Raw genomic sequence first — 24,267 nt, 5'->3', positions numbered from 1 at the left:
CACGCCATGCGCCCGGTATTTGTTCAGTTCCGTTGCACGCCCGGCAAGACCTATGAGGTCGCCGACGCCATCTATGACCGCGAAATCGTCAGCGAGCTTTACTCGACCTCGGGCGAATATGACCTGATGGCCAAGGTCTATATCCCCGAGGATCAGGACGTCGGCCATTACCTGTCGCAGAACCTGTTCGACATTCCCGGCATCTCGCGCACGCTGACCACGATGACCTTCAAGGCCTTCTAGCGGCATGGCCGCCTGCTGACGCGATCTGTCAGCAGGGGGCGGTCAATCTGTCTTCTGTATAACAAGGAGATGGGTGATGATCGATCATATTGGCTTTCCGGTCTCGGATCTTGCCGCGGCGCGGTCCTTTTATGACAGGGCGCTGGCGTCTTTGGGCATCAGCCTGATGATGGAGGTGACCGAGGAAATGACCGGCGGACATGGCGCGCATCTGGGCTATGGGCGGGACGGGAACCCGTTCTTCTGGATCAGTTCGGGCGGCGGCCCCGCCGGCGGCACCTGCCATGTCGCCTTTGCTGCGCCCGACCACGCGACGGTCGATGCCTTTCACAAGGCGGCGCTGGCCGCGGGCGGGCGGGACAATGGCGCGCCGGGCCTGCGCCCGCATTATCACGCCAGCTATTACGGTGCCTTTATCCTGGATCCCGATGGCAATAACATCGAGGCCGTCCATCACGGAGAACCGACATGACCACCTATCATGGCTCGTGTTTCTGCGGCGTCGTCGCCTTTGAGGCGGATGGCGACCTGTCGCAGGGCACGATGCGCTGCAATTGCAGATTTTGCCGCAAGATGCGCTATTGGGAGATGCGCCTGCCCGACCCCGACGGCCTGCGCCTGATCAAGGGCGCCGAGTTTCTGGCCGAGACCCCGCGCAGCCAGGATGACGGCATGGACATGCATCACCGTTTCTGCGGCCGCTGCGGCACCCGGCTCTGGACCGAGGGCAGCGTAGCTGAACTGGGCGGGCGCTTTGTCATGGTCTGCGTCGGCGCACTGGACGATATTCCCGAGGCGGATCTGGTCGCGGCACCGATTTTTTACGCCGACGGTGCGCATGACAACTGGATGCACCCGGCACCCGAAACGCGCTATCTATAGCACCAGCGTCAAGGGGCGCCGCACGCCGCCTTGACAGTTGCGGGGTGCAGGGCCAGTTTCTGCGATCCGGCTTTCACTGATGTTCCGAGGTTTCTCGATGTTTCGCTGGTTCGAGCAGAGGCTTGATCCCTATCCCGCCGATCCGCCGCAAATGCCCCCGCAGGGCCTGTGGCGGTTCATCCTGCATTTCTCGCAGGGGGCCAAGGGCTACATGCTGGCCATGGCGGCGTGCTCGGCGCTGATTGCCGTGGCCGAGGTGGTGCTCTTTGGCTATCTGGGCCAGCTGGTGGACCGGCTGGCGGGGGCGGACCGCGCCAGCTTCTGGGCCGATGAGGGCGGGCGCCTGCTGCTGATGGGCGCGATCCTTGTCATCGGCCTGCCGCTGTTGCAGGTGCTGTTTTCGCTGATCATGCACCAGACGCTGATGGGCAACATGCCCCAGCGCATCCGCTGGCAGGCGCATCGCTATCTGCTGCGCCAGTCGATGAGCTATTTTCAGGACGAATTCGCCGGCCGGATCGCCACCAAGCTGATGCAGACCGCATTGGCCGTGCGCGAGGTGGCGATGAAGTTCATGGACGTGCTGGTCTATGTCAGCGTCTATTTCATCGGCGCGCTGATCCTCGCGGCTTCGACCGATGGCTGGCTGGCGCTGCCGTTCTTGAGCTGGGGTGTCCTTTATGGGCTGCTGCTGTGGTGGATCATTCCGCGCATCAGCCGCATCAGCGAGGCGCAGGCCGATGCCCGCGCGGTGATGACCGGCCGCGTCGTGGACAGCTATACCAATATCTCGACGGTGAAGCTCTTCTCGCATTCCTCGCGCGAGGAAGCTTACGTGCGCGAAAGCATGGAGGGGTTTCTGGTCACGGTGCATGGCCAGATGCGGCTTGCCTCGGTGCAGAATATCCTGCTGTCGACGCTGAATTCGCTGCTGACATTCTCGGTAACGCTGCTGGGGCTGCTGCTATGGAGCCGGGGGCAGGTCGAGGTCGGCGCCGTCGCCGTCGCGGTGCCGCTGGCCTTGCGGCTGGGCAACATGTCGCATTGGATCATGTGGGAATTCGCCGGGCTGTTCGAGAATATCGGCACGGTGCGCGACGGCATCGGCTCGCTGGCGCTGCCGCGCATGGTCACCGATGCCCGGGGCGCGGAAAAGCTGGTAACGCAGCTGGGGGGCGTCGATTTCGACCATGTGACTTTCCGCTATGGCGAGGTGGCGCGGCCCGGTCGCGGCGCCGTGCTGGACGATCTGAGCCTGACCATCGCGCCGGGCGAAAAGATCGGTCTGGTTGGCCGCTCGGGCGCGGGGAAATCGACGCTGGTCAACCTGATGCTGCGCTTTCACGATCTGGAATCGGGGCGCATCCTGATCGACGGGCAGGATATTTCGCAGGTCACGCAGGAATCCCTGCGCGCGGCGATCGGGGTGGTGACGCAGGACACCTCGCTGTTGCACCGCTCGATCCGCGACAATATTGCCTATGGCCGCCCCGATGCCTCCGAGGCGCAGATCCTGCGCGCGGCGGAACTGGCCGAGGCGGGGTTCATCGCCGGGCTGACCGATTCGCAGGGTCGGCGCGGGCTTGAGGCCCATGTCGGCGAGCGCGGCGTCAAGCTGTCGGGCGGCCAGCGCCAGCGCATCGCCATCGCGCGGGTGCTGCTGAAGGACGCGCCGATCCTTGTCTTGGACGAGGCGACAAGTGCGCTGGACAGCGAGGTCGAGGCCGCGATCCAGAGCCAGCTGGACCTGCTGATGCAGGGCAAGACCGTGATCGCGATTGCACATCGGCTTTCCACCATCGCCCGCATGGACCGGCTGGTGGTGATGGAACAGGGCCGCATCGTCGAACAGGGCACCCATGACGAACTGCTGGCGCGTGGCGGCATCTATGCGGGGCTGTGGGCGCGGCAGTCGGGCGGCTTTATCGAGGCGGAATGATCGCCGCGATGCGACTTCCCTCTTGAACCGGCCGCGTTCCTGCCGTAATCAGGCGCGCGGCTTAGGGGTTTAGCTCAGTTGGTAGAGCATCGGTCTCCAAAACCGAGGGTCGTGGGTTCGAGTCCCCCAACCCCTGCCAGTCGCCTTTGATCGGGAACCCTCATCAGCGGTCCCGCACCCGTTTTCCAGAACTGTCCGGCCCATGGCGCTGACCATTCACCTGGGGGCGCACAAGACCGCCTCGACCCATCTGCAGAACTCGTTGCGCATGGCGCAGGGGCAGTTGCGCGCCGCCGGGGTCTTTTATGCGGCCCCCGTTGTCCTGCGCTCGCCCTATCTGCCGCTGATCCCGGTTCTGCTGCGCCCCGAATGTCCGGACTGGTACCGCCCGCATCTTGTCCGCGTCCTGTCCGAGGCGCGCGACATCTGCCCCGAGGTCCTGCTTTCGGACGAAAACCTGCTGGGCGGGATCAATCGCTACAACCTGTTTGGCGGCTCGGGGTTGCTTTACCCCGATGCGCCGCGCCGGGTCGCGGAAACCATCGCGCTGGCCGGGGGCGGGCCGGCGACGCTGTGCCTTGCGGTGCGCGATCCGATCCGCTTCAACCTGTCGGCCTTTGCGCATCTGGTAATCCGGGGCGAGGAAATCGCGCTGGATCAGTTTCTGCGCCGCCGTGATCCGGCGCGGGCCGATTGGGTGGGGCTGGTCCGGCGGCTTTCGGCGCTTCCCGGTATCGCCCGCATCGTCGTCTGGCGCTATGAGGACTACCCGGCCCTGCGCCCGCGCATCCTGGCCCGGATGCTGCCGCCGGCCCTCGTGGCGCAGGTGCCTGATGCCCCGCCCGCGAATGAGGGGCTGACCCAGCCCGGCTATGACTGGTTCGTGGCCCGCGCCTTGGCCGACAGCAAGGTCGGCCTGCGGGTGCTGGCGCGTCGGGCGCGGATGCGGTTCCCGGCCGCCGATGGCCATGCGCCGCTGCGGCTTTTGCCCGACGAGGATTACGCGCGCTCGGCCGCCGGCTATGCCCGGCAGATCCGGCAATTGCGCCACCTGCCGGGGGTCGAACTGCTGGCGCCGTGACCCCGGCCCAGATCGCGGCTTGAAATGCCGGGGCATGCGGGCTATTTGACGCGCTGCAAGACCAAAGGGAATCTCATGGAAAACCCCGCCAAGTTCATCAGCCAGGTCCGCGCCGAAGTCGGCAAGATCACCTGGCCCACCCGTCGCGAGGTGATCACCACCACGATCATGGTGCTGATCATGGCGACATTGGCCTCGATCTTTTTCTTTCTGGTCGATCTGGCGATCAAGTCGGGACTGGCGGCGCTGCTGGGCTTCGTCGGCTGAGGGCTTGCAATAGGCGTCGGGGGGCGGTATGTCCGCCCGACCTGCCCGTGAAGCGGCGTGCATCGATTCGGTCGTGCGCGCCGATTTCAATTTGGCCGAAGCGTGAACGAACTGTTCGCTGTTTGGGCCGGGGCGGTAAGGGAATTCAAGGGGTTGGCTTGGCCGACCCGGAATAAAGCAGGGGTCGATCGAGACATGGCAAAGCGTTGGTATTCGGTCAGCGTCCTGTCGAACTTTGAAAAAAAGGTCGCCGAGGCGATTCGTCAGGCTGTGGTCGAAAAGGGCCTTGAGGATCAGATCGATGAGGTTCTGGTCCCTACCGAGGAAGTGATCGAGATCCGCCGCGGCAAGAAGGTCACGTCCGAGCGCCGTTTCATGCCCGGCTATGTGCTGGTGCGCATGGAGCTGTCGGACAAGACCTATCATCTGGTGAACTCGATCAACCGCGTCACCGGCTTTCTGGGTGCCCAGGGCAAGCCGATGCCGATGCGCGACGACGAGGTGAACGCCATCCTGCACCGCACCGGCGAGGGTGGGGTCGAGGTTGCGCCGCGCAACCTGATCCGCTTCGACGTGGGCGAAAAGGTGAATGTGACCGACGGGCCCTTCGAGGGCTTCTCGGGCATGGTCGAGGAAGTGGACGAGATCTCGTCGCGGATCAAGGTCACCGTCTCGATCTTTGGCCGGCCGACGCCGGTAGAGTTGGAATTCACGCAGGTCTCCAAGACCGCGTGATCTGTCGCGGGAGGCGTGACGCCGTACCGCTAAGTCGGCCCCGGCAGCCCAATCAAGGGCAGGGGCGTGATGATAAGGAGAAGGCCAGATGGCCAAGAAAGTTGTCGGCAGCCTCAAGCTGCAAATCAAGGCGGGCCAAGCGAACCCGTCCCCGCCGGTTGGTCCCGCTCTGGGTCAGCGCGGCATCAACATTATGGAATTCTGCAAGGCGTTCAACGCCAAGACGCAGGAAATGGAACAGGGTTCGCCCGTTCCGGTCGTGATCACCTATTACGCCGACAAATCCTTCACCTTCGAGACCAAGACCTCGCCGGCCTCGTTCCTGCTGAAAAAGGCCGCTGGGCTGAAGCCGGTCGGCAAGCGCAACCGCGCCAAGGGCTCGGAGAAGCCCGGCCGCACGGTCGCCGGCACCGTGACCGTCAAGCAGGTCCGCGAGATCGCCGAAGCGAAAATGAAGGACCTGTCCGCGAACGACATCGAAGCCGCGATGCAGATCATCCTTGGCTCGGCCCGTTCGATCGGTATCGAGGTGAAAGGCTAAGTCATGGCGAAAATTGCGAAAAACAAGGCCGCTGCCCGCGCCGCCTTCGAAGGCAAGTCGAACCTCTCGGTCGAGGATGCCGTCGCCCTGGTGAAAGCCAATGTCAAAGCGAAATTCGACGAGACCGTCGAAATCGCGATGAATCTGGGCGTTGACCCGCGCCATGCCGACCAGATGGTCCGCGGCGTCGTCACCCTGCCCAACGGCACCGGCAAGCATGTGCGCGTCGCCGTTTTCGCCCGTGGTCCCAAGGCTGACGAAGCCAAGGCCGCCGGTGCGGAAATCGTCGGTGCCGAGGACCTGCTGGAAACCATCCAGTCGGGCAAGATCGAATTCGATCGCTGCATCGCCACCCCGGACATGATGCCGCTGGTCGGCCGTCTGGGCAAGATCCTGGGCCCGCGCAACCTGATGCCGAACCCCAAGGTCGGCACGGTGACGATGGACGTGAAAGCGGCCGTCGAAGCTGCCAAGGGCGGTGAAGTCCAGTTCAAGGCCGAAAAGGCCGGTGTCGTGCATGCCGGCGTTGGCAAGGCCTCGTTCGACGCCGCCAAGCTGGCCGAGAACATCCGCGCTTTCGTGGATGCGGTGAACCGTGCCAAGCCCTCGGGCGCCAAGGGCACCTACCTGAAGAAGGTCTCGATCAGCTCGACCATGGGTCCGGGCGTGTCGCTGGATCTGGCTTCGACCGCGACCGCGCAGTAAGCGCAAGAATTTCGCCGGGTTTCCCGGCGGATGGCGGGGCGGAAACGCCCCGTCCTGTCCGAGACGGAGGGTGCGGGGGCGACCTTGCTTAATTTCCTTCCTGAGATGGGATCAAGACCGTTTTCCGGGCTTTAGTCCGGGTGATCTTGGTCCGTCACGGACCCATTCCTGCCGCTGTTCTGGCGACAGGAAAGTGAGAGCCGGGGGGGAAACCCCCATACTTGGAGTGAAACCGTGGATAGAGCGCAGAAAGAGCAGTTGGTCGAGGAACTCGGCCAGATCTTTGAAGCCTCTGGCGTCGTGGTGGTTGCCCACTACGAGGGGATGACGGTTGCCCAGATGCAGGACCTGCGCGCGCAGATGCGCGAAGCTGGCGGGTCCGTACGCGTTGCCAAGAACAGGCTCGCCAAGATCGCCCTGGATGGAAAGCCTTGCGCAAGCATCGCCGACTATCTGACGGGGATGACCGTGCTCGCTTATTCCGAGGACCCTGTGGCTGCGGCCAAGGTCGCGGACAAATACGCCAAGGCCAACGACAAGTTCGTGATCCTTGGCGGTGCGATGGGCGACACGGCGCTTGACCAAGCCGGTGTGAAAGCCGTGGCCCAGATGCCGTCGCGTGAAGAGCTTATCGCTCAGATCGTGTCCTGCATCGGCGCCCCTGCCTCGAACATCGCTGGCGCGATTGGCGCACCTGCTTCCAACATCGCGGGCATTCTCACGACTCTGGAAGAGCGTGCGGCTGCCTGAGGCAAACCTGAAATTCCCTCGCAGGCTTGAAACCCTGACGTTGGAACACTTAATGGAAAGAACGGAAAAATGGCTGACCTGAAAAAACTCGCCGAAGAAATCGTGGGCCTGACCCTGCTGGAAGCCCAGGAACTGAAAACCATCCTGAAAGACGAATACGGCATCGAGCCCGCCGCTGGCGGCGCGGTCATGGTTGCCGGCCCGGCCGCTGGTGCGGCTGAAGCCGTCGAAGAAAAGACCGAATTCGACGTCGTCCTGGTCGACGCCGGCGCCAACAAGATCAACGTGATCAAGGAAGTGCGCGGCATCACCGGTCTGGGCCTGAAAGAAGCCAAAGACCTGGTCGAAGCCGGTGGCAAAGTCAAAGAAGGCGCTTCGAAAGCCGACGCCGAAGACATGAAGAAAAAGCTCGAAGCGGCTGGCGCCAAGGTCGAGCTGAAGTAATCGGGCGTGCACCGCATGGTGCTCGGCAAGTGATTGCAAGAAATTGGCAGGGTCCGGGGCTTCCCCGGTCCCTGCCGAACCTGTCTTGAAGGACGGTTTTTCACCATAGACCTTCCTTCAGGGCATGTTCGGGGTTCGGGAGCCACGCGGTGGGACGCGCGGCACGAATGGGACCCCGCCCCACATTCGCCGCCTTGCGCCGGTCGGGCCCCGACGACCGATGCAAGCGAAAGACGAAAGGTAAGACCCTCTATGGCGCAAGCTTATGTCGGCCAGAAACGCATCCGGCGTTACTATGGCAATATCCGCGAAGTCCTTGAAATGCCGAACCTCATCGAGGTTCAAAAGTCGTCCTATGACCTGTTCCTGCGCTCGGGCGAGGGTGAGGGGCATCAGGATGGCGACGGCATCCAGGGCGTGTTCCAGTCTGTATTCCCGATCAAGGACTTCAACGAGACCGCGACGCTGGAATTCGTCAAATACGAGCTGGAAAAGCCGAAATACGACGTCGAGGAATGCCAGCAGCGCGACATGACCTATGCCGCGCCGCTGAAGGTCACCCTGCGTCTGATCGTGTTCGATGTCGATGAAAACACCGGTGCCAAGTCGGTCAAGGACATCAAGGAACAGGACGTCTACATGGGCGACATGCCCCTGATGACCCAGAACGGTACGTTCATCGTGAACGGGACCGAGCGTGTCGTCGTCAGCCAGATGCACCGCAGCCCCGGCGTGTTCTTTGACCATGACCGCGGCAAGACGCACAGCTCGGGCAAGCTGCTGTTCGCCTGCCGCATCATTCCCTATCGCGGCTCGTGGCTGGATTTCGAATTCGACGCCAAGGATCTGGTGTTCGCGCGCATCGACCGTCGCCGCAAGCTGCCGGTGACGACGCTGCTTTATGCGCTTGGCATGGATCAGGAAGGCATCATGGATGCCTTCTACGACACCGTCGATTACAAGCTGCAACGTGCCGGCAAGGGCAAGGACGCGGGCTGGGTCACGCGCTTCTTCCCCGAGCGCGTGCGCGGCACCCGTCCGACCTATGATCTGGTGAACGCCGCCACCGGCGAGATCATCACCAAGGCCGGCGACAAGGTCACCCCGCGTCTGGTCAAGCAACTGGCCGAGCAGGGCGAGATCAAGCTGCTGCTGCCGTTCGAGAAGATCATCGGCCGTTTCGTCGCCAAGGATATCGTCAACGACGCCACCGGCTTCATCTATGCCGAGGCCGGGGACGAGATCACCGCCGAATATGACCGTGATGGCGAGCTGTCGGGAGGCCTGCTGAAGGTCCTGCTGGACAATGACATCACCGATATCCCGGTGCTGGACATCGACCATGTCAACGTCGGTCCCTATATCCGCAACACCATGGCGGCCGACAAGAACATGGGCCGCGATGGCGCGCTGATGGACATCTACCGGGTCATGCGCCCGGGTGAGCCGCCGACCGTCGAGGCTGCCTCGGCGCTGTTTGACAGCCTGTTCTTCGACAGCGAGCGCTACGACCTTTCGGCCGTGGGCCGCGTCAAGATGAACATGCGCCTTGATCTGGATGCGCCGGACACCCAGCGGACCCTGCGCAAGGAAGACATCATCGCCTGTATCCGCGGCCTCGTGGAACTGCGCGACGGCAAGGGTGAGATCGACGATATCGACCACCTCGGCAACCGCCGGGTGCGCTCGGTCGGCGAGCTGATGGAAAACCAGTACCGCATCGGTCTGCTGCGTATGGAGCGCGCGATCCGCGAACGTATGTCCGGCGTCGAAATCGACACCGTCATGCCGCAGGATCTGATCAACGCGAAACCCGCTGCCGCAGCCGTGCGCGAGTTCTTTGGCTCGTCCCAGCTTTCGCAGTTCATGGACCAGACCAACCCGCTGTCGGAAGTCACCCACAAGCGGCGTCTTTCGGCCCTTGGGCCGGGCGGTCTGACCCGCGAGCGTGCCGGCTTTGAGGTCCGCGACGTTCACCCGACCCATTACGGCCGGATGTGCCCGATCGAGACGCCGGAAGGTCAGAACATCGGTCTGATCAACTCGCTGGCCACGTTTGCCCGCGTGAACAAGTATGGCTTTATCGAAACCCCCTACCGCAAGGTGGTCGAGGGTGCGGTGACTGATGACGTCGTCTACATGTCGGCGACCGAAGAGATGCGCCATACCATCGCCCAGGCGAACGCGACGCTGGACACGGACGGCAAGTTCGTGGACGAGCTGATCTCGACCCGCCAAGCGGGCGACTTCATGCTGAATCCGGTTGATGCGGTGGATCTGATCGACGTGTCGCCCAAGCAGTTGGTTTCGGTTGCTGCGGCGCTGATCCCCTTCCTTGAAAACGACGACGCCAACCGCGCTCTGATGGGCTCGAACATGCAACGTCAGGCGGTTCCGCTGCTGCGTGCCGAGGCCCCGTTTGTGGGCACCGGCATGGAGGCGACCGTGGCCCGCGATTCCGGTGCCGCGATCATGGCCCGTCGGGGCGGCATCATCGACCAGGTCGACGCGCAGCGTATCGTTATCCGGGCGACCGAGGATCTGGGTGCGGGCGATGCCGGCGTGGACATCTATCGTCTGCGCAAGTTCAAGCGTTCGAACCAGTCGTCGACCATCAACCAGCGTCCGCTGGTCAAGGTGGGCGAACGGGTCGTCAAGGGGCAGGTGGTTGCTGACGGTCCCTCGACCGATCAGGGCGAGCTGGCCATTGGCCGGAACGTGGTCGTCGCGTTCATGCCGTGGAACGGCTACAACTACGAAGACTCGATCCTGATTTCCGAGCGGATCCACCGCGACGACGTGTTCACCTCGATCCATATCGACGAATACGAAGTGGCGGCGCGCGATACCAAGCTGGGGCCGGAAGAAATCACCCGCGACATCCCCAATGTCGGTGAAGAGGCGCTGCGCAACCTCGACGAGGCTGGCATCGTCTATATCGGCGCCGAGGTCGGACCGGGCGACATTCTGGTCGGCAAGATCACCCCCAAGGGCGAAAGCCCGATGACGCCGGAAGAAAAGCTGCTGCGCGCCATCTTCGGTGAAAAGGCGTCCGACGTGCGCGATACCTCGCTGCGTCTGCCGCCGGGTGCCTATGGCACCATCGTCGAGGTGCGGGTGTTCAACCGTCACGGCGTCGACAAGGACGAACGTGCGCTGCAGATCGAGCGCGAGGAGGTCGAGCGTCTGGCCCGCGACCGGGACGACGAGCTGGCGATCCTTGAGCGCAACATCTATGCGCGCCTGAAGTCGCTGATCATGGGCAAGGAAGTCGTCAAAGGGCCGAAAGGCATCAAGGCTGGCGGCCATGTCGATGACGATTTGCTTGGCCAGCTGTCGCGCGGCCAGTGGTGGCAGCTTGCTGTCACTGACGAGGACACCGCCAAGGAAGTCGAGGCGCTGAACCAGCAATTCGACGCGCAAAAACGCGCGCTGGACAACCGTTTCGACGACAAGGTCGAAAAGGTCCGTCAGGGCGACGATCTGCCTCCGGGCGTGATGAAGATGGTCAAGGTCTTTGTTGCCGTGAAGCGCAAGCTGCAGGCGGGCGACAAGATGGCCGGTCGTCACGGCAACAAGGGTGTCGTTTCCAAGGTCGTTCCGATCGAGGATATGCCCTTCCTGGCTGATGGCACCCCGGTTGACCTGGTTCTGAACCCGCTGGGCGTGCCGTCGCGGATGAACGTTGGTCAGATCCTTGAAACCCATATGGGCTGGGCATCGCGCGGTCTGGGCATCAAGATCGACGAGGCGTTGCAGGACTATCGCCGCAATGGCGACATGTCCCCGGTGCGCGAGGCGATGAAGAACGGTTACGGCGACGACTTCTACGCCGAGACCTTCGAAGGCATGGAAGACGCGCAACTGATCGAACACGCCGACGCAGTGCGCAGCGGCGTTCCGATCTCCACGCCCGTCTTTGACGGCGCAAAAGAGGTGGATGTGAACGATGCGCTGAAGCGCGCCGGTTTCGACACCTCGGGTCAGTCGGTGGTCTTCGACGGCCGCTCGGGCGAGCAGTTCGCACGTCCGGTCACCGTGGGCATGAAATACGTCCTGAAGCTGCATCACCTTGTCGACGACAAGATGCATGCCCGCTCAACCGGTCCGTATTCGCTGGTCACGCAGCAGCCGCTGGGTGGTAAGGCGCAGTTCGGTGGTCAGCGTCTGGGTGAGATGGAGGTCTGGGCTCTGGAGGCTTACGGCGCCGCCTATACCCTGCAAGAGATGCTGACCGTGAAGTCGGACGACGTCGCCGGCCGGACCAAGGTCTACGAGTCGATCGTCAAGGGCGAGGACAATTTCGAGGCAGGCGTCCCGGAATCGTTCAACGTGCTGGTCAAGGAGGTCCGGGGTCTGGGCCTCAACATGGAACTCCTGGATGCGGAGGAGGACGAGTAACGGCGCGTCCGGTCACGCACCCCGCGGCATGTCCGTAGGGTGCGTGGTCCCCACGCACCGTCTCCTCACCGCGCCCCTCATTAGGAATTGAAAATGAACCAGGAACTTGCCAACAACCCCCTGAACCCGATGGCCCAGCCTCGGCAGTTCGACGAAATCAAGATCTCGCTGGCCTCGCCCGAAGAAATTCTGGCCTGGTCCTATGGCGAGGTGAAAAAGCCTGAAACCATCAACTACCGCACGTTCAAGCCCGAGCGTGACGGTCTGTTCTGTGCGCGTATCTTTGGTCCGATCAAGGATTACGAATGCCTGTGCGGCAAATACAAGCGCATGAAGTATCGCGGCCTCGTCTGCGAAAAATGCGGCGTGGAAGTCACGCTGCAAAAGGTCCGGCGCGAGCGCATGGGCCATATCGAGCTGGCCGCGCCTGTCGCGCATATCTGGTTCCTGAAGTCGCTGCCCTCGCGCATCGGCCTGATGCTGGACATGACGCTGCGCGATCTTGAGCGGATCCTGTATTTCGAGAACTACGTGGTCATCGAGCCGGGTCTGACCGACCTGAGCTATGGCCAGCTTCTGACCGAAGAAGAGTTCATGGATGCGCAGGACCAGTATGGTGCCGACGCCTTCACCGCCAATATCGGCGCCGAGGCGATCCGCGAGATGCTGGCCAATATCGATCTGGCCGCCACTGCCGAACAGCTCCGCGAGGAACTGAAGGAAGCGACGGGCGAGCTGAAGCCGAAAAAGATCATCAAGCGCCTGAAGATCGTCGAAAGCTTCCTGGAATCGGGCAACCGCCCCGAATGGATGGTGCTGACCGTGATCCCGGTCATCCCGCCGGAACTGCGTCCGCTGGTTCCGCTGGATGGCGGCCGTTTTGCGACTTCGGATCTGAACGATCTCTATCGCCGGGTCATCAACCGCAACAACCGTCTGAAGCGCCTGATCGAACTGCGTGCCCCCGACATCATCGTCCGCAACGAAAAGCGGATGCTGCAAGAGTCGGTCGATGCGCTGTTTGACAACGGCCGCCGCGGCCGCGTCATCACCGGGAACAACAAGCGCCCGCTGAAGTCGCTGTCGGACATGCTGAAGGGCAAGCAGGGCCGTTTCCGCCAGAACCTTCTGGGGAAACGGGTCGACTTCTCGGGCCGTTCGGTCATCGTGACCGGCCCCGAGCTGAAGCTGCATCAGTGCGGCCTGCCCAAGAAGATGGCGCTCGAACTGTTCAAGCCGTTCATCTATTCGCGGCTTGAGGCGAAGGGGCTGTCCTCGACCGTCAAGCAGGCGAAGAAACTGGTCGAAAAAGAGCGTCCCGAGGTCTGGGATATCCTGGACGAGGTGATCCGCGAGCATCCGGTTCTTCTGAACCGCGCGCCGACGCTGCACCGTCTGGGCATTCAGGCCTTCGAGCCGATCCTGATCGAGGGCAAGGCGATCCAGCTTCACCCGCTGGTTTGCTCGGCCTTCAACGCCGACTTCGACGGCGACCAGATGGCCGTGCACGTGCCGCTGAGCCTTGAGGCCCAGCTGGAAGCGCGCGTCCTGATGATGTCGACGAACAACGTTCTGTCACCCGCCAACGGCGCACCGATCATCGTTCCGTCGCAGGACATGGTTCTGGGTCTTTACTACACGACCATGGAACGCGAGGGCATGAAGGGCGAAGGCATGGCCTTTGCCAATACCGATGAGGTCGAGCACGCCCTTGCCGCCGGCGAGGTGCATCTGCATGCCCGCATCACCGCGCGCCTGCCGCAGATCGACGACAACGGCAACGAGATCATCAAGCGTTTCGAGACGACTCCGGGCCGGATCCGTCTGGGCGCCCTGCTGCCGAAGAACGCGAAAGCGCCCTTCGAGCTGGTCAACCGCCTGCTGCGCAAAAAGGACATCCAGAACGTCATCGACACGGTCTATCGCTATTGCGGTCAGAAAGAGGCGGTGATCTTCTCGGACAAGATCATGGGCCTTGGCTTCCGCGAGGCGTTCCGCGCCGGGATTTCCTTCGGCAAGGACGACATGGTCGTGCCGCCGACGAAATGGGAACTGGTCGAGGAAACTCAGGATCAGGTCAAGCAGTTCGAACAGCAGTATCTGGACGGCCTGATCACCCAGGGCGAAAAGTACAACAAGGTTGTCGATGCCTGGTCGAAATGTAACGACCGCGTCACCGACGCCATGATGAAGACCATCTCGTCCACCAAAAAGGACGAGAAGGGCGCGGAGCTTGAGCCGAACTCGGTCTACATGATGGCGCATTCCGGTGCGCGGGGCTCGGTCAGCCAGATGAAGCAGCTGGGCGGCATGCGTGGCCTGATGGCCAAACCGAACGGCGAGATCATCGAGACGCCGATCATCTCGAACTTCAAGGAAGGTCTGACCGTTCTTGAATACTTCAACTCGACCCACGGCGCCCGCAAGGGTCTGTCCGATACCGCGCTCAAGACGGCGAACTCGGGTTACCTGACCCGCCGTCTGGTGGACGTGGCGCAGGACTGCATCATCCGCGAGCATGACTGCGGCACCGAACGTGCGATCACCGCCTCGGCGGCGGTCAACGACGGTGAGGTGGTCAGCCCGCTGAGCGAGCGTGTTCTGGGCCGGACCGCGGCTGAGGACGTGCTGGTTCCGGGCGAGGACGTGGTGATCGTTCGCAAGAACGAGATCATCGACGAGCGCAAGGCAGACGAGATCGAGGCGGCGGGCGTTCAGACCGTGCGCATCCGCTCGGCCCTGACCTGCGAGTCGGACGATGGCGTTTGCGCGCTGTGCTATGGCCGCGATCTGGCCCGTGGCACGCTGGTCAACATCGGTGAGGCGGTCGGCATCATCGCCGCCCAGTCCATCGGTGAGCCGGGCACCCAGCTGACCATGCGGACCTTCCACATCGGCGGCATCGCCCAGGGTGGTCAGCAGTCCTTCATCGCTGCGGCGCAGGAAGGCGTGGTCGAGTTCCAGAACGAAAGCACGCTGGAAAACGCGCAGGGCGAACTGATCGTGATGAGCCGCAACATGCAGTTGCACATCAAGAACGCGCAGGGCGAGACGCTGGCCAGCCACAAGCTGTTCTACGGCTCGAAGCTGTTCGTCCGCGATGGCGATGCGGTGGCGCGTGGCCAGAAGATGTTCGAATGGGACCCCTATACCCTGCCGATCATCGCCGAAAAGGCCGGTATCGCGCGCTATGTCGACCTGCTCTCGGGCCTTTCGGTCCGCGACGAGACCGACGACGCGACGGGCATGACGCAGAAGATCGTGACCGACTGGCGTTCGGCGCCGAAAGGCAACGAGCTGAAGCCGGAAATCATCATCGTCGATCAGGATGGTGAGCCGGTCCGCAACGAACAGGGCAACCCTGTCACCTATCCGATGTCGGTCGACGCCATTCTGTCGGTCGAGGACGGGCAGGAGATCAAGGCCGGCGACGTTGTGGCCCGTATCCCGCGCGAAGGCGCCAAGACCAAGGACATCACCGGGGGTCTTCCCCGCGTGGCGGAACTGTTCGAGGCCCGTCGTCCCAAGGATCACGCGATCATCGCCGAACTGGATGGCTATGTGCGCTTTGGCAAGGACTACAAGAACAAGCGCCGCATCACCATCGAGCCTGCCGACGACACGCTGGAGGCCGTTGAATACATGGTGCCGAAAGGCAAGCACATCCCGGTGCAGGAAGGCGACTTCGTGCAGAAGGGTGACTACATCATGGACGGCAACCCGGCGCCGCATGACATCCTGCGCATCATGGGGATCGAGGCTCTGGCCGACTATCTCATCGATGAGGTGCAGGACGTCTATCGACTGCAGGGCGTGAAGATCAACGACAAGCACATCGAGGTGATCGTTCGCCAGATGCTGCAGAAGATCGAGATCCTCGACAGCGGCGACACCACGCTGCTGAAGGGCGAGCATGTCGACCGCGACGAGTTCGAGGAAGAGAACGCCAAGATCGAAGCCAAGGGGGGCCGTCCGGCCTCGGGCGAGCCGGTGCTTCTGGGCATCACCAAGGCATCGCTGCAGACCCGCAGCTTCATCTCGGCCGCCTCGTTCCAGGAAACGACCCGCGTGCTGACCGAGGCCGCCGTTCAGGGCAAGCGCGACAAACTGGTGGGCCTCAAGGAAAACGTCATCGTCGGCCGGCTGATCCCGGCCGGGACCGGTGGCGCCACCGCCCGCGTGCGCCGCATTGCCGCCGAGCGCGACAATGAGGTGATCGAGGCGCGCCGTGCCGAGGCCGCCGCTGCCGCCGCGCTGATCGCGCCCGAGGAAGTCGTGGTCGAGGCCAGCACCGAGGAGTGATCCCGGCGCCCCCGACATGAACCAGAAAGGCCCGGCGGAATGCCGGGCCTTTTTCATGGGTATGATGCGAAGCCCGCCGGATCGCCCCGCCTGATCTATTGCTCGTCGCCGTGGTCGAGAGAGTTCAGCACGGCCGCCACAATCGCCTCGGGGCGATCTTCTTGCACCAGATGCCCCGCATCCCGGATCGGGATGCAGTCGCGATCCGAGATCAAATCCGCCAGGATCTGCCCTTTTTCATAGGGGATCCATTCGTCCTTTTGCCCCCACAGAACGGTCACCGGACAGTCCATCCGGGCATATCGGCCCTCGATCTCGTCCGTGAAGGCCTGATCCATCTGCGCGATTTGCCGATAGAATGCGGGCTGGCCGACCGGGCCAAGCCATGGTGCGCTGTAAATCTCCAAGGCCTGCTCGGATAAGGGGTTATGCGCCGCTGTCTGCAGATAGGCTCGCAGCAAGGCTCGATGCATGTAATCCGGCATGCCCGAAAATGCTGCCTCGTGTTGGCGCACATGCTGCACCAGCGGCGATCCCCAAGGGGCAAGGGCAACGGCATCAAAGATCGTCAGTGTGCGATAGCTCAGGTCGTTGAGGTAATAGGCCCGCAGCGCCGTCGCGCCACCAAAATCATGTGCCAGAACATCGGGGCGCCGAAGACCCCATTCTGCGAACAATGCGGCAAGAACCCGGTTCTGCGCCGCCAGCGAGACATCCTGCCCCTCGCGCATTTCGGACAGGCCATAGCCGACCAGATCGAAGTAATAGACGGTCCGGCGGTGGGCCAGATGCGGCACGATCCTGCGCCAGACCTGCGATGAAAAGGGCGTCCCGTGAATGGCGACAAGCGGCGGGCCATTCCCGATCCTGCCCCAGCGGACGGCATTGCCCTCGATGATTGTCCTGTGCGGCAGTTCCAGCATTGGCCCAATCCATATTGTTATTTAGCTAAGTGACGATATGATGGCCCGCATGGACAGATCAACACAAATCAAGGCCATGGCCAGCCAGCCGCGTCTGCTGATCCTGCGATTGCTGGCCGCACCGCAAAAGCACTTCGGTCAGCAGTGGTCCGCCGATCCGGCTGAGCTTGGGGTTTGCATGACACTGATTGCCGAGGCGCTGGCGGTTGCGCAACCGACGGCCAGCCGGCATCTGGACATCCTTAGGCAAGCGGGCTTCATCACCGTGCGAAAGCACCTAAAATGGTCCTATTGCAAGCGCGACGAGGCCGCGATCAGCGACTATCTGGACTGGCTGCGGGCCGAGCTTTCCATGAAATCATAGACGGGCGGTATCCGGAACCATGCTTTGCAGCAGATTTCGCGCAAAGCTCCGCCGTCCCTTGTCGCTGGTCCCGTCGCGGGCCTTGCATTTATTCCCGGATCGGGCAGGCTGGGCTGAATTTCCTGCCGCATAGCCAGGTTGGCCCCGCGCCGATTTTCGCGCACCAACCCCGTTCAATATCCGACATCTGCCTGCGACTGCCTGTGACAACCGGTACGAGGTTTTCGATGACGCTTATCATCACCGTGGCCTATCTCAGCGTTCTGGCCTGTGCGCTGTTCGTCCTGATCCGCTGGCCCATGCTGCGCTGCACCGGTGCGCAGCCGGTGGGCGTGCTGACGCTGGTCGCGCTTTTGTTCACCGCCGGGCTGGACATGGGGCTGGTGATGCTGCCCCTGAACGAATTCCCGGTCTATGAAAGTGACGCCGCCTTTGGCTTTACCAATGCGCTCGCCATCGAGTTCGGCATGTGGGGGCCGCTGGTCTGGCTGATGTATTTCGTCACCACCTTCTATTTCGTCGCGCTTGAGCCGCGCCTGCGCATCTTCGAGATCCCGGCGGTGAAATGGGTCTATAACCTGACCGTCATCGCCACCTGTTCCTTCACCTGCTACCTGTTCATGGTGAACCTGCCGACCTATGCGCCAGACCTGCCGCGCTGGGGGATCTGGGCGCTGGTGGTGGCGGTGATCGCCTTTTCGGTGGTCTCAAGCGGCAATTTCGCCATCATGAAATGGCTGGCCATCGTCTCGACCTATGGCTTCGGGATGCTGGCCTTTACCGCGCTCGCCGTGGTGGCCTTTGCCTATGCGGGCATCGGCATCGGCGCGTTCTTTGCCAATATCGGCCTGCTGATGGACTATTTCCTGCACCTGCCGCGCTTTGCCGTGCCGATCGCCGCCTATCACGAATTCTACCTGTTCTGGTGGTTCGCCTGGAGCCTGATGATCGGCCAGTTCGTCGCCCGCTATGTGGGTGGCCTGCGGACATGGCAGCTGGCGGGGGCGATGGTGATCCTGCCGGCGATCCCGCTGGGCCTGTGGTTCTGTGTCCTCTTCGTCTATCACCAGAACAGGATCGTCATTCCCGGCTGGCTGAACCTGTTCATGATCTTCGTGGGCGTCGTTTTCGTGGTGAACTCGCTCGACAGCCTGATCCGGCTTTACTCGGCCAATCTGGGCTGGTCGCGCGAGGATCTGGGCTCGGCCACCTATTACCCGCTGCATTTCGTGCTGCAGTTCCTGCTGGTGATCGCCTATGTTTTCACCCCCTTCCAGATCCAGTGGGTCGGGCTGGTTGTGGTCGGCATCTATGCCGCGGCCTATGTGCTGATGGCGCAGCGCATGGGGCAGATCGGCAACCGGCTGGGTTAGGCCCCGCAAGCGCCCGGATAGGTACTGGCCTTTTCCCTTTGGCTTGCCTAACCCTAGGCGCGACCGCTGCCGAGGGAGCCCATGCGCACGCCGTTTCTGTCGCCGAACCGCCGCGTGCGGCCGCTCTCGATCGCGCCGGTGCGCGACCCGAGCATGTCCGACAATCTGCGTGGCACCGTGCTGATGGTGCTGAGCATGGCGACATTCACCTGCAACGATGCGCTGATCAAGGCGGTGACCCAGACCCTGCCGCTATATGAATCGGTGGCGATCCGGGGGGCGGCGGTGCTGGTGATGATGATGGTGGTGGCGCAGGTCCAGCAGGGCGGGGTGCGGCTGGCCGTGGCGCGCGCCGATCTCGGTCCGCTGATCCTGCGGACCGTGGCCGATATCGTCTCGACCGTGCTTTACCTGCTGGCGCTGCGCAAGATGGCGCTGGCGGATCTGTCGGCGATCATGCAGGCGCTGCCTTTGGCGGTGACGCTGGCTGCGGCGCTGGTCTTTCGCGAAAGGCTGGGCTGGCGTCGGCTTTCGGCCATCGGCGTCGGCTTTGCTGGCGTGATCCTGATCCTGCGTCCGGGGACCGGGGCCTTCGACATCTGGTCTGCGGTGGCGCTGGCGGCAATGGGGCTGATCGTGGTGCGCGATATTGCGACGCGGCAGTTCTCGGTCGGCACCGGCTCCTCGACCATCGCGTTTTATGCGGCGCTGACGGTGATGCTGTCAGGCGTCGTTCTGGGCGCGGGCGAGGACTGGCGCCAGCCCAGCATCCGTGAATTTGCGCTGTTGATGCTGGCCGCGGTATTTCTGACCGTGGGCTATATCACCGCCGTCGCCACCATGCGTGTCGGCGAGGTTTCGTTTGTGGCGCCGTTTCGCTATACCTCGCTGGTCTGGGCGATCGTGCTGGGCCTTCTGGTTTTTGGCGAATGGCCGGACATGTGGACCTGGACCGGTTCGGCGCTGGTGGTCGGCGCGGGGATCTATACGATCCTGCGTGAAGGCAAGCTTGGAGGGCAGGGCTGATGCGGGTGCAAATGCTGGGGCTGTGCCGGTTCTCCTATCTGGGTGGGCGCGGCTTTCAGGTGCTGCATGAAACCGTCGAAGAGCGCCGGGCCTTCCTCTATGATCCCGACCGGCTGGAGCGCCGCTGGTTCTGGTTCGAGACCGTGACCCTGCCGGGGCTGGTCGCGCAGACCGATCCCGATTTCACGCTGGTCCTGATGACCGGCCCCGATCTGCCCGAACCCTATCTGTCGCGCCTGCGCGAGCTGACCGAGATCATGCCGCAGTTCAAGCTGGCGCTGGTTCCGCCGATGGAGTTTCACCTCGAGGCCTGCATGGCCGCTATTTCCCCCCATATCGAGCCGGGCGCCGATGTCGTCGGCCATTTCCGTCAGGACGATGACGATGCGGTGGCGATCGACTATATCCAATGTGCCCGCAGCGATTTCGCCCAGATGCGCGATCTGTGGGCGATCAGGCGCCGGCTGTCTTGCGATTATTCGCGCGGGCTGGTGCTGAAGGCCACCGAGACCGGCATTTCGGTCGAGCCGCGCATGATCTACAACGCCGTCGCCGCGCTGACCGTCTATCTGCCACCCGATGCCAGGCGCAGCATCATGAATTTCCCGCATTGGAAGATGGGTCTTTACATGCCGGGGGTGACGCTTCCGGGCAAGATGATGTACGTGCGCTTTCTGAACCACGACAATGACTCGGGGGCGATCGGCGCGGGCTATGGATTGCCCAACACCCCCGCCGACTGGACCGAGACCCTGGCCACGCGCTTTCGCATCGACCTGCCCGATCTGGATCGGGCGGCGCGGAATTTCAGCCTGCCCGGCGCGCGGCGGCCGAACTGGGGACGCTGAACCGCGCCCGAAAGGGCAGGGGGCGGTTGTTGACTCACCCCGCAATTCCCCATATACGCCGCACACCCGGTAGAGCTCTGCCGGGGCCCAGAACCTTCATGGTCATGATCCGGGCTGCCAAGCCTTTGATCCTCTGGAAATTTACCCGTCCTTTCCCTTCGGGGACAGGAGGGGTCGTGGCATTTCACGATTCGCGTGGGATGCCGTCGAGAAGTGGCGCAGCACATCGCTGCGAGTATTGACGAAAGCAAGACGGGGAACCGAATGCCGACGATCCAACAGCTGATCCGCAAACCGCGGCAGCCCAAAGTGCAGCGCTCGAAGTCGCAGCACCTTCAAGGATGCCCGCAAAAGCGTGGTGTCTGCACGCGCGTCTATACCACGACGCCGAAAAAACCGAACTCCGCTATGCGTAAGGTCGCCAAGGTGCGCCTGACGAATGGCTTCGAGGTCATCTCCTACATTCCCGGCGAAAAGCACAACCTCCAGGAGCACAGCGTCGTGCTGATCCGTGGCGGCCGTGTGAAAGACCTTCCGGGTGTCCGTTACCACATCCTGCGCGGTGTGCTGGATACCCAAGGCGTCAAAGACCGTCGTCAACGCCGTTCGAAATACGGCGCGAAGCGTCCGAAGTAAGGAGATCAGCACATGTCTCGTCGTCACGCCGCTGAAAAGCGCGAAGTTCTGCCCGACGCCAAATTTGGCGATCGCGTGCTGACCAAATTCATGAACAACCTGATGGTTGATGGCAAGAAATCGGTTGCCGAGCGCATCGTCTACAGCGCGCTCGACCGCGTTCAGGGCAAGCTCAAGCGCGAGCCGATCGAAGTCTTCCATGAAGCCCTCGACAACGTGAAACCCTCGGTCGAGGTGCGTTCGCGCCGCGTCGGCGGTGCCACCTATCAGGTTCCGGTCGAGGTTCGCCCGACCCGCCGCGAGGCTCTGGCCATCCGCTGGCTGATCACCGCTGCGAAAAACCGCAACGAACACACGATGGAAGAGCGCCTTGCCGGCGAACTGGCCGATGCCGTCAACGGCCGCGGCACCGCCGTGAAAAAGCGCGAAGACACCCACAAGATGGCCGACGCCAACAAAGCGTTCAGCCACTACCGCTGGTAACCGGAAGGAAGGCCCATTATGGCACGCGAATATCCGCTTCAGCGTTACCGTAACTTCGGCATCATGGCCCACATCGATGCCGGCAAGACGACGACGACCGAGCGTATCCTTTTCTACACCGGCAAGTCGCACAAGATCGGCGAAGTCCATGATGGCGCCGCCACCATGGACTGGATGGAGCAAGAGGCCGAGCGCGGCATCACCATCACCTCCGCGGCGACCACGACCTTCTGGCAGCGCCATGAGGACACCGAATACGTCGAGGACCAGTCGCAGCGTAACCGCTTCAACATCATCGACACCCCCGGCCACGTCGACTTCACCATCGAAGTCGAGCGTTCGCTGGCGGTTCTGGATGGTGCGATCTGCCTTCTGGACGCCAATGCCGGCGTCGAGCCGCAGACCGAAACCGTGTGGCGTCAGGCTGACCGCTACAAGGTTCCGCGCATCGTCTTCGTCAACAAGATGGACAAGATCGGCGCCGACTACTTCAACTGCGTGCGCATGATCAAGGACCGCACCGGCGGCACCCCCTGCCCGATCGCCCTGCCGATCGGCGCCGAGGACAAGCTGGAAGGCATCATCGACCTGATCAAGATGGAAGAGTGGGTCTGGAAGGGCGAAGATCTCGGCGCAAGCTGGATCCGTCAGCCGATCCGCGAAGAGCTTCAGGATCTGGCCGACGAATGGCGCGGCAAGATGATCGAGCTCGCCGTCGAAATGGACGACGACGCCATGGAAGCCTATCTGGAGGGCAATGAGCCCGACGAGGCGACCCTGCGCGCGCTGATCCGCAAGGGCACGCTGTCGCTGACCTTCTTCCCGGTCATGGCTGGCTCGTCGTTCAAGAACAAGGGCGTGCAGCCGCTGCTGAACGCCGTTGTCGACTTCCTGCCCTCGCCGCTGGACGTGCCCGCCTATATGGGCTTCGAGCCGGGCGACGAGACCGAGACCCGCAACATTTCCCGGACGGCGAATGACGCGGACCCCTTCTCGGCGCTGGCGTTCAAGATCATGAACGACCCCTTCGTCGGTTCGCTGACCTTCACCCGCATCTATTCGGGCGGCCTGAAGAAGGGCGACCAGATGCTGAACTCGACCAAGGGCAAGCGCGAGCGCGTTGGCCGCATGATGATCATGCACGCCATCAACCGCGAGGAAATCGAGGAAGCTTTCGCCGGCGACATCATCGCGCTGGCGGGTCTGAAGGACACCACCACGGGTGACACGCTGTGCGATCCCGCCAAGCCGGTGGTTCTGGAAACCATGACCTTCCCCGAGCCGGTGATCGAGATCGCCGTCGAGCCGAAGTCGAAAGCTGACCAGGAAAAGATGGGCCTCGCCCTTCAGCGCCTGTCGGCCGAAGACCCGTCCTTCCGCGTCGAGACCGATATCGAATCGGGCCAGACCATCATGAAGGGCATGGGCGAACTTCACCTCGACATTCTGGTCGACCGCATGAAGCGCGAGTTCAAGGTCGAGGCGAATATCGGCGCCCCGCAGGTGGCTTACCGCGAGACCATCTCGACCCAGGCCGAAATCGACTATACGCACAAGAAACAGACCGGTGGCACCGGCCAGTTCGCGCGTATCAAGCTGGTCATCACCCCGACCGAGCCGGGCGAAGGTTATTCGTTCGAATCGAAAATCGTGGGCGGTGCGGTGCCGAAGGAATACATCCCCGGCGTCGAAAAAGGCATCAAGTCGGTGATGGATTCGGGCCCGCTGGCCGGCTTCCCGGTGATCGACTTCAAGGTCGCGCTGATCGACGGTGCGTTCCACGACGTCGACTCGTCGGTTCTGGCCTTCGAGATCGCCGCCCGTGCCGGCATGCGTGAAGGTCTGAAAAAGGCCGGCGCCAAGCTGCTGGAACCGATCATGAAAGTCGAAGTTGTGACGCCGGAAGAATATACCGGTTCGATCATCGGCGACCTGACCAGCCGTCGTGGCATGGTCCGTGGTCAGGACAGCCGCGGCAACGCCAACGTCATCGACGCGATGGTGCCGCTGGCCAACATGTTCGGCTACATCAACAACCTGCGTTCGATGTCCTCGGGCCGCGCGGTGTTCACGATGCAGTTCGACCATTACGAGGCCGTGCCGCAGAACATCTCGGACGAGATCCAGAAGAAATACGCATAAACGGCGGTGCGTGGGAAACCACGCACCCTACCACCCCCGTAGGGTGCGTGCCTGCACGCACCGTCTTGAAGATAAAAGGAGCCAATCATGGCAAAGGCAAAGTTTGAACGTACGAAACCGCACGTCAACATCGGGACGATTGGTCACGTTGACCACGGCAAGACGACGCTGACGGCTGCGAT

The 24,267-nt window shown here is 62.6% G+C and carries 22 protein-coding genes and 1 tRNA gene; 22 read left to right on the top strand and 1 reads right to left on the bottom strand.

What is annotated here, in order from left to right; translation table 11 throughout:
- Positions 1 to 6: 6 nt before the first annotated feature.
- From DFP89_RS02615 to rpoC, 14 genes are all read left to right on the top strand, one after another.
- On the top strand, positions 7 to 243 hold the full coding sequence (locus DFP89_RS02615; protein ID WP_114347838.1) for an Lrp/AsnC ligand binding domain-containing protein: 237 nt from the start codon (positions 7 to 9) through the stop codon (positions 241 to 243).
- 76 nt (positions 244 to 319) lie between these two features.
- Complete coding sequence (locus DFP89_RS02610) at positions 320 to 715, top strand: VOC family protein (RefSeq protein ID WP_114347837.1); 396 nt, start codon at positions 320 to 322, stop codon at positions 713 to 715.
- The gene (locus DFP89_RS02605) at positions 712 to 1,125 is read left to right on the top strand and encodes a GFA family protein (RefSeq protein WP_114347836.1); all 414 of its coding nucleotides are present in this window, start codon (positions 712 to 714) and stop codon (positions 1,123 to 1,125) included. Before DFP89_RS02610 ends, DFP89_RS02605 begins: the two co-directional genes overlap by 4 nt.
- A 97-nt stretch (positions 1,126 to 1,222) precedes the next feature.
- Positions 1,223 to 3,064 (top strand): ABC transporter ATP-binding protein, encoded by a 1,842-nt coding sequence (locus tag DFP89_RS02600; protein WP_114347835.1) that lies wholly within the window; start codon positions 1,223 to 1,225, stop codon positions 3,062 to 3,064.
- A gap of 63 nt (positions 3,065 to 3,127) precedes the next feature.
- Positions 3,128 to 3,203: transfer RNA gene (locus tag DFP89_RS02595), tRNA-Trp, on the top strand.
- Between the two features lie 63 nt (positions 3,204 to 3,266).
- A complete protein-coding gene (locus DFP89_RS02590) occupies positions 3,267 to 4,145 on the top strand; it encodes a hypothetical protein (RefSeq protein ID WP_114347834.1) in 879 nt (292 codons plus the stop codon).
- A 75-nt stretch (positions 4,146 to 4,220) separates the two neighbouring features.
- Positions 4,221 to 4,412 carry a preprotein translocase subunit SecE gene (gene secE / locus DFP89_RS02585; RefSeq protein WP_181870224.1) on the top strand — a complete coding sequence of 64 codons (192 nt, stop codon included), beginning with the start codon at positions 4,221 to 4,223 and terminating at the stop codon, positions 4,410 to 4,412.
- A 195-nt stretch (positions 4,413 to 4,607) separates the two neighbouring features.
- A complete protein-coding gene (gene nusG / locus DFP89_RS02580; protein ID WP_114347832.1) occupies positions 4,608 to 5,147 on the top strand; it encodes a transcription termination/antitermination protein NusG in 540 nt (179 codons plus the stop codon).
- An 88-nt stretch (positions 5,148 to 5,235) separates the two neighbouring features.
- The gene (gene rplK / locus DFP89_RS02575; RefSeq protein ID WP_114347831.1) at positions 5,236 to 5,688 is read left to right on the top strand and encodes a 50S ribosomal protein L11; all 453 of its coding nucleotides are present in this window, start codon (positions 5,236 to 5,238) and stop codon (positions 5,686 to 5,688) included.
- Between the two features lie 3 nt (positions 5,689 to 5,691).
- Positions 5,692 to 6,393 (top strand): 50S ribosomal protein L1, encoded by a 702-nt coding sequence (gene rplA, locus DFP89_RS02570; RefSeq protein WP_114347830.1) that lies wholly within the window; start codon positions 5,692 to 5,694, stop codon positions 6,391 to 6,393.
- Positions 6,394 to 6,627: 234 nt separating this feature from the next.
- Complete coding sequence (gene rplJ, locus DFP89_RS02565) at positions 6,628 to 7,143, top strand: 50S ribosomal protein L10 (RefSeq protein ID WP_114347829.1); 516 nt, start codon at positions 6,628 to 6,630, stop codon at positions 7,141 to 7,143.
- A 69-nt stretch (positions 7,144 to 7,212) separates the two neighbouring features.
- Entirely contained in the window at positions 7,213 to 7,587 is a 375-nt protein-coding gene (rplL, locus tag DFP89_RS02560; protein ID WP_114347828.1) for a 50S ribosomal protein L7/L12, read from the top strand.
- A 252-nt stretch (positions 7,588 to 7,839) separates the two neighbouring features.
- Positions 7,840 to 11,988 (top strand): DNA-directed RNA polymerase subunit beta, encoded by a 4,149-nt coding sequence (rpoB, locus tag DFP89_RS02555; RefSeq protein ID WP_114347827.1) that lies wholly within the window; start codon positions 7,840 to 7,842, stop codon positions 11,986 to 11,988.
- Positions 11,989 to 12,081: 93 nt separating this feature from the next.
- Complete coding sequence (gene rpoC / locus DFP89_RS02550) at positions 12,082 to 16,290, top strand: DNA-directed RNA polymerase subunit beta' (RefSeq protein WP_114347826.1); 4,209 nt, start codon at positions 12,082 to 12,084, stop codon at positions 16,288 to 16,290.
- A 95-nt stretch (positions 16,291 to 16,385) separates the two neighbouring features.
- Here rpoC and DFP89_RS02545 read toward each other — a convergent pair whose 3' ends face one another.
- Positions 16,386 to 17,213, bottom strand: a complete 828-nt coding sequence (locus tag DFP89_RS02545) for an alpha/beta fold hydrolase (RefSeq protein WP_114347825.1) — start codon at positions 17,211 to 17,213, stop codon at positions 16,386 to 16,388.
- A gap of 49 nt (positions 17,214 to 17,262) precedes the next feature.
- Between DFP89_RS02545 and DFP89_RS02540 the strand changes: the two genes are divergently transcribed.
- The 8 genes from DFP89_RS02540 to DFP89_RS02505 form a co-directional block, all read left to right on the top strand.
- Positions 17,263 to 17,577 (top strand): ArsR/SmtB family transcription factor, encoded by a 315-nt coding sequence (locus tag DFP89_RS02540; protein ID WP_245948575.1) that lies wholly within the window; start codon positions 17,263 to 17,265, stop codon positions 17,575 to 17,577.
- Positions 17,578 to 17,804: 227 nt separating this feature from the next.
- Positions 17,805 to 18,950 (top strand): BCCT family transporter, encoded by a 1,146-nt coding sequence (locus DFP89_RS02535; protein WP_114347823.1) that lies wholly within the window; start codon positions 17,805 to 17,807, stop codon positions 18,948 to 18,950.
- Between the two features lie 81 nt (positions 18,951 to 19,031).
- A complete protein-coding gene (locus DFP89_RS02530; RefSeq protein ID WP_114347822.1) occupies positions 19,032 to 19,976 on the top strand; it encodes a DMT family transporter in 945 nt (314 codons plus the stop codon).
- Entirely contained in the window at positions 19,976 to 20,824 is an 849-nt protein-coding gene (locus DFP89_RS02525) for a putative rhamnosyl transferase (RefSeq protein WP_114347821.1), read from the top strand. The genes DFP89_RS02530 and DFP89_RS02525 overlap by 1 nt, the downstream gene beginning before the upstream one ends.
- A gap of 264 nt (positions 20,825 to 21,088) precedes the next feature.
- Complete coding sequence (rpsL, locus tag DFP89_RS02520; protein WP_022705687.1) at positions 21,089 to 21,460, top strand: 30S ribosomal protein S12; 372 nt, start codon at positions 21,089 to 21,091, stop codon at positions 21,458 to 21,460.
- 12 nt (positions 21,461 to 21,472) lie between these two features.
- Positions 21,473 to 21,943, top strand: a complete 471-nt coding sequence (gene rpsG / locus DFP89_RS02515) for a 30S ribosomal protein S7 (protein WP_114347820.1) — start codon at positions 21,473 to 21,475, stop codon at positions 21,941 to 21,943.
- Positions 21,944 to 21,961: 18 nt separating this feature from the next.
- On the top strand, positions 21,962 to 24,085 hold the full coding sequence (gene fusA, locus DFP89_RS02510; RefSeq protein ID WP_114347819.1) for an elongation factor G: 2,124 nt from the start codon (positions 21,962 to 21,964) through the stop codon (positions 24,083 to 24,085).
- 87 nt (positions 24,086 to 24,172) lie between these two features.
- The coding region (locus DFP89_RS02505) for a GTP-binding protein (protein ID WP_023878051.1) at positions 24,173 to 24,267 on the top strand (95 nt) is incomplete at its 3' end.

The sequence above is a fragment of the Paracoccus lutimaris genome (assembly GCF_003337565.1).
Taxonomy (GTDB): Bacteria; Pseudomonadota; Alphaproteobacteria; order Rhodobacterales; family Rhodobacteraceae; genus Paracoccus; species Paracoccus lutimaris.
This window is presented reverse-complemented; position numbering and strand designations above follow the sequence as displayed.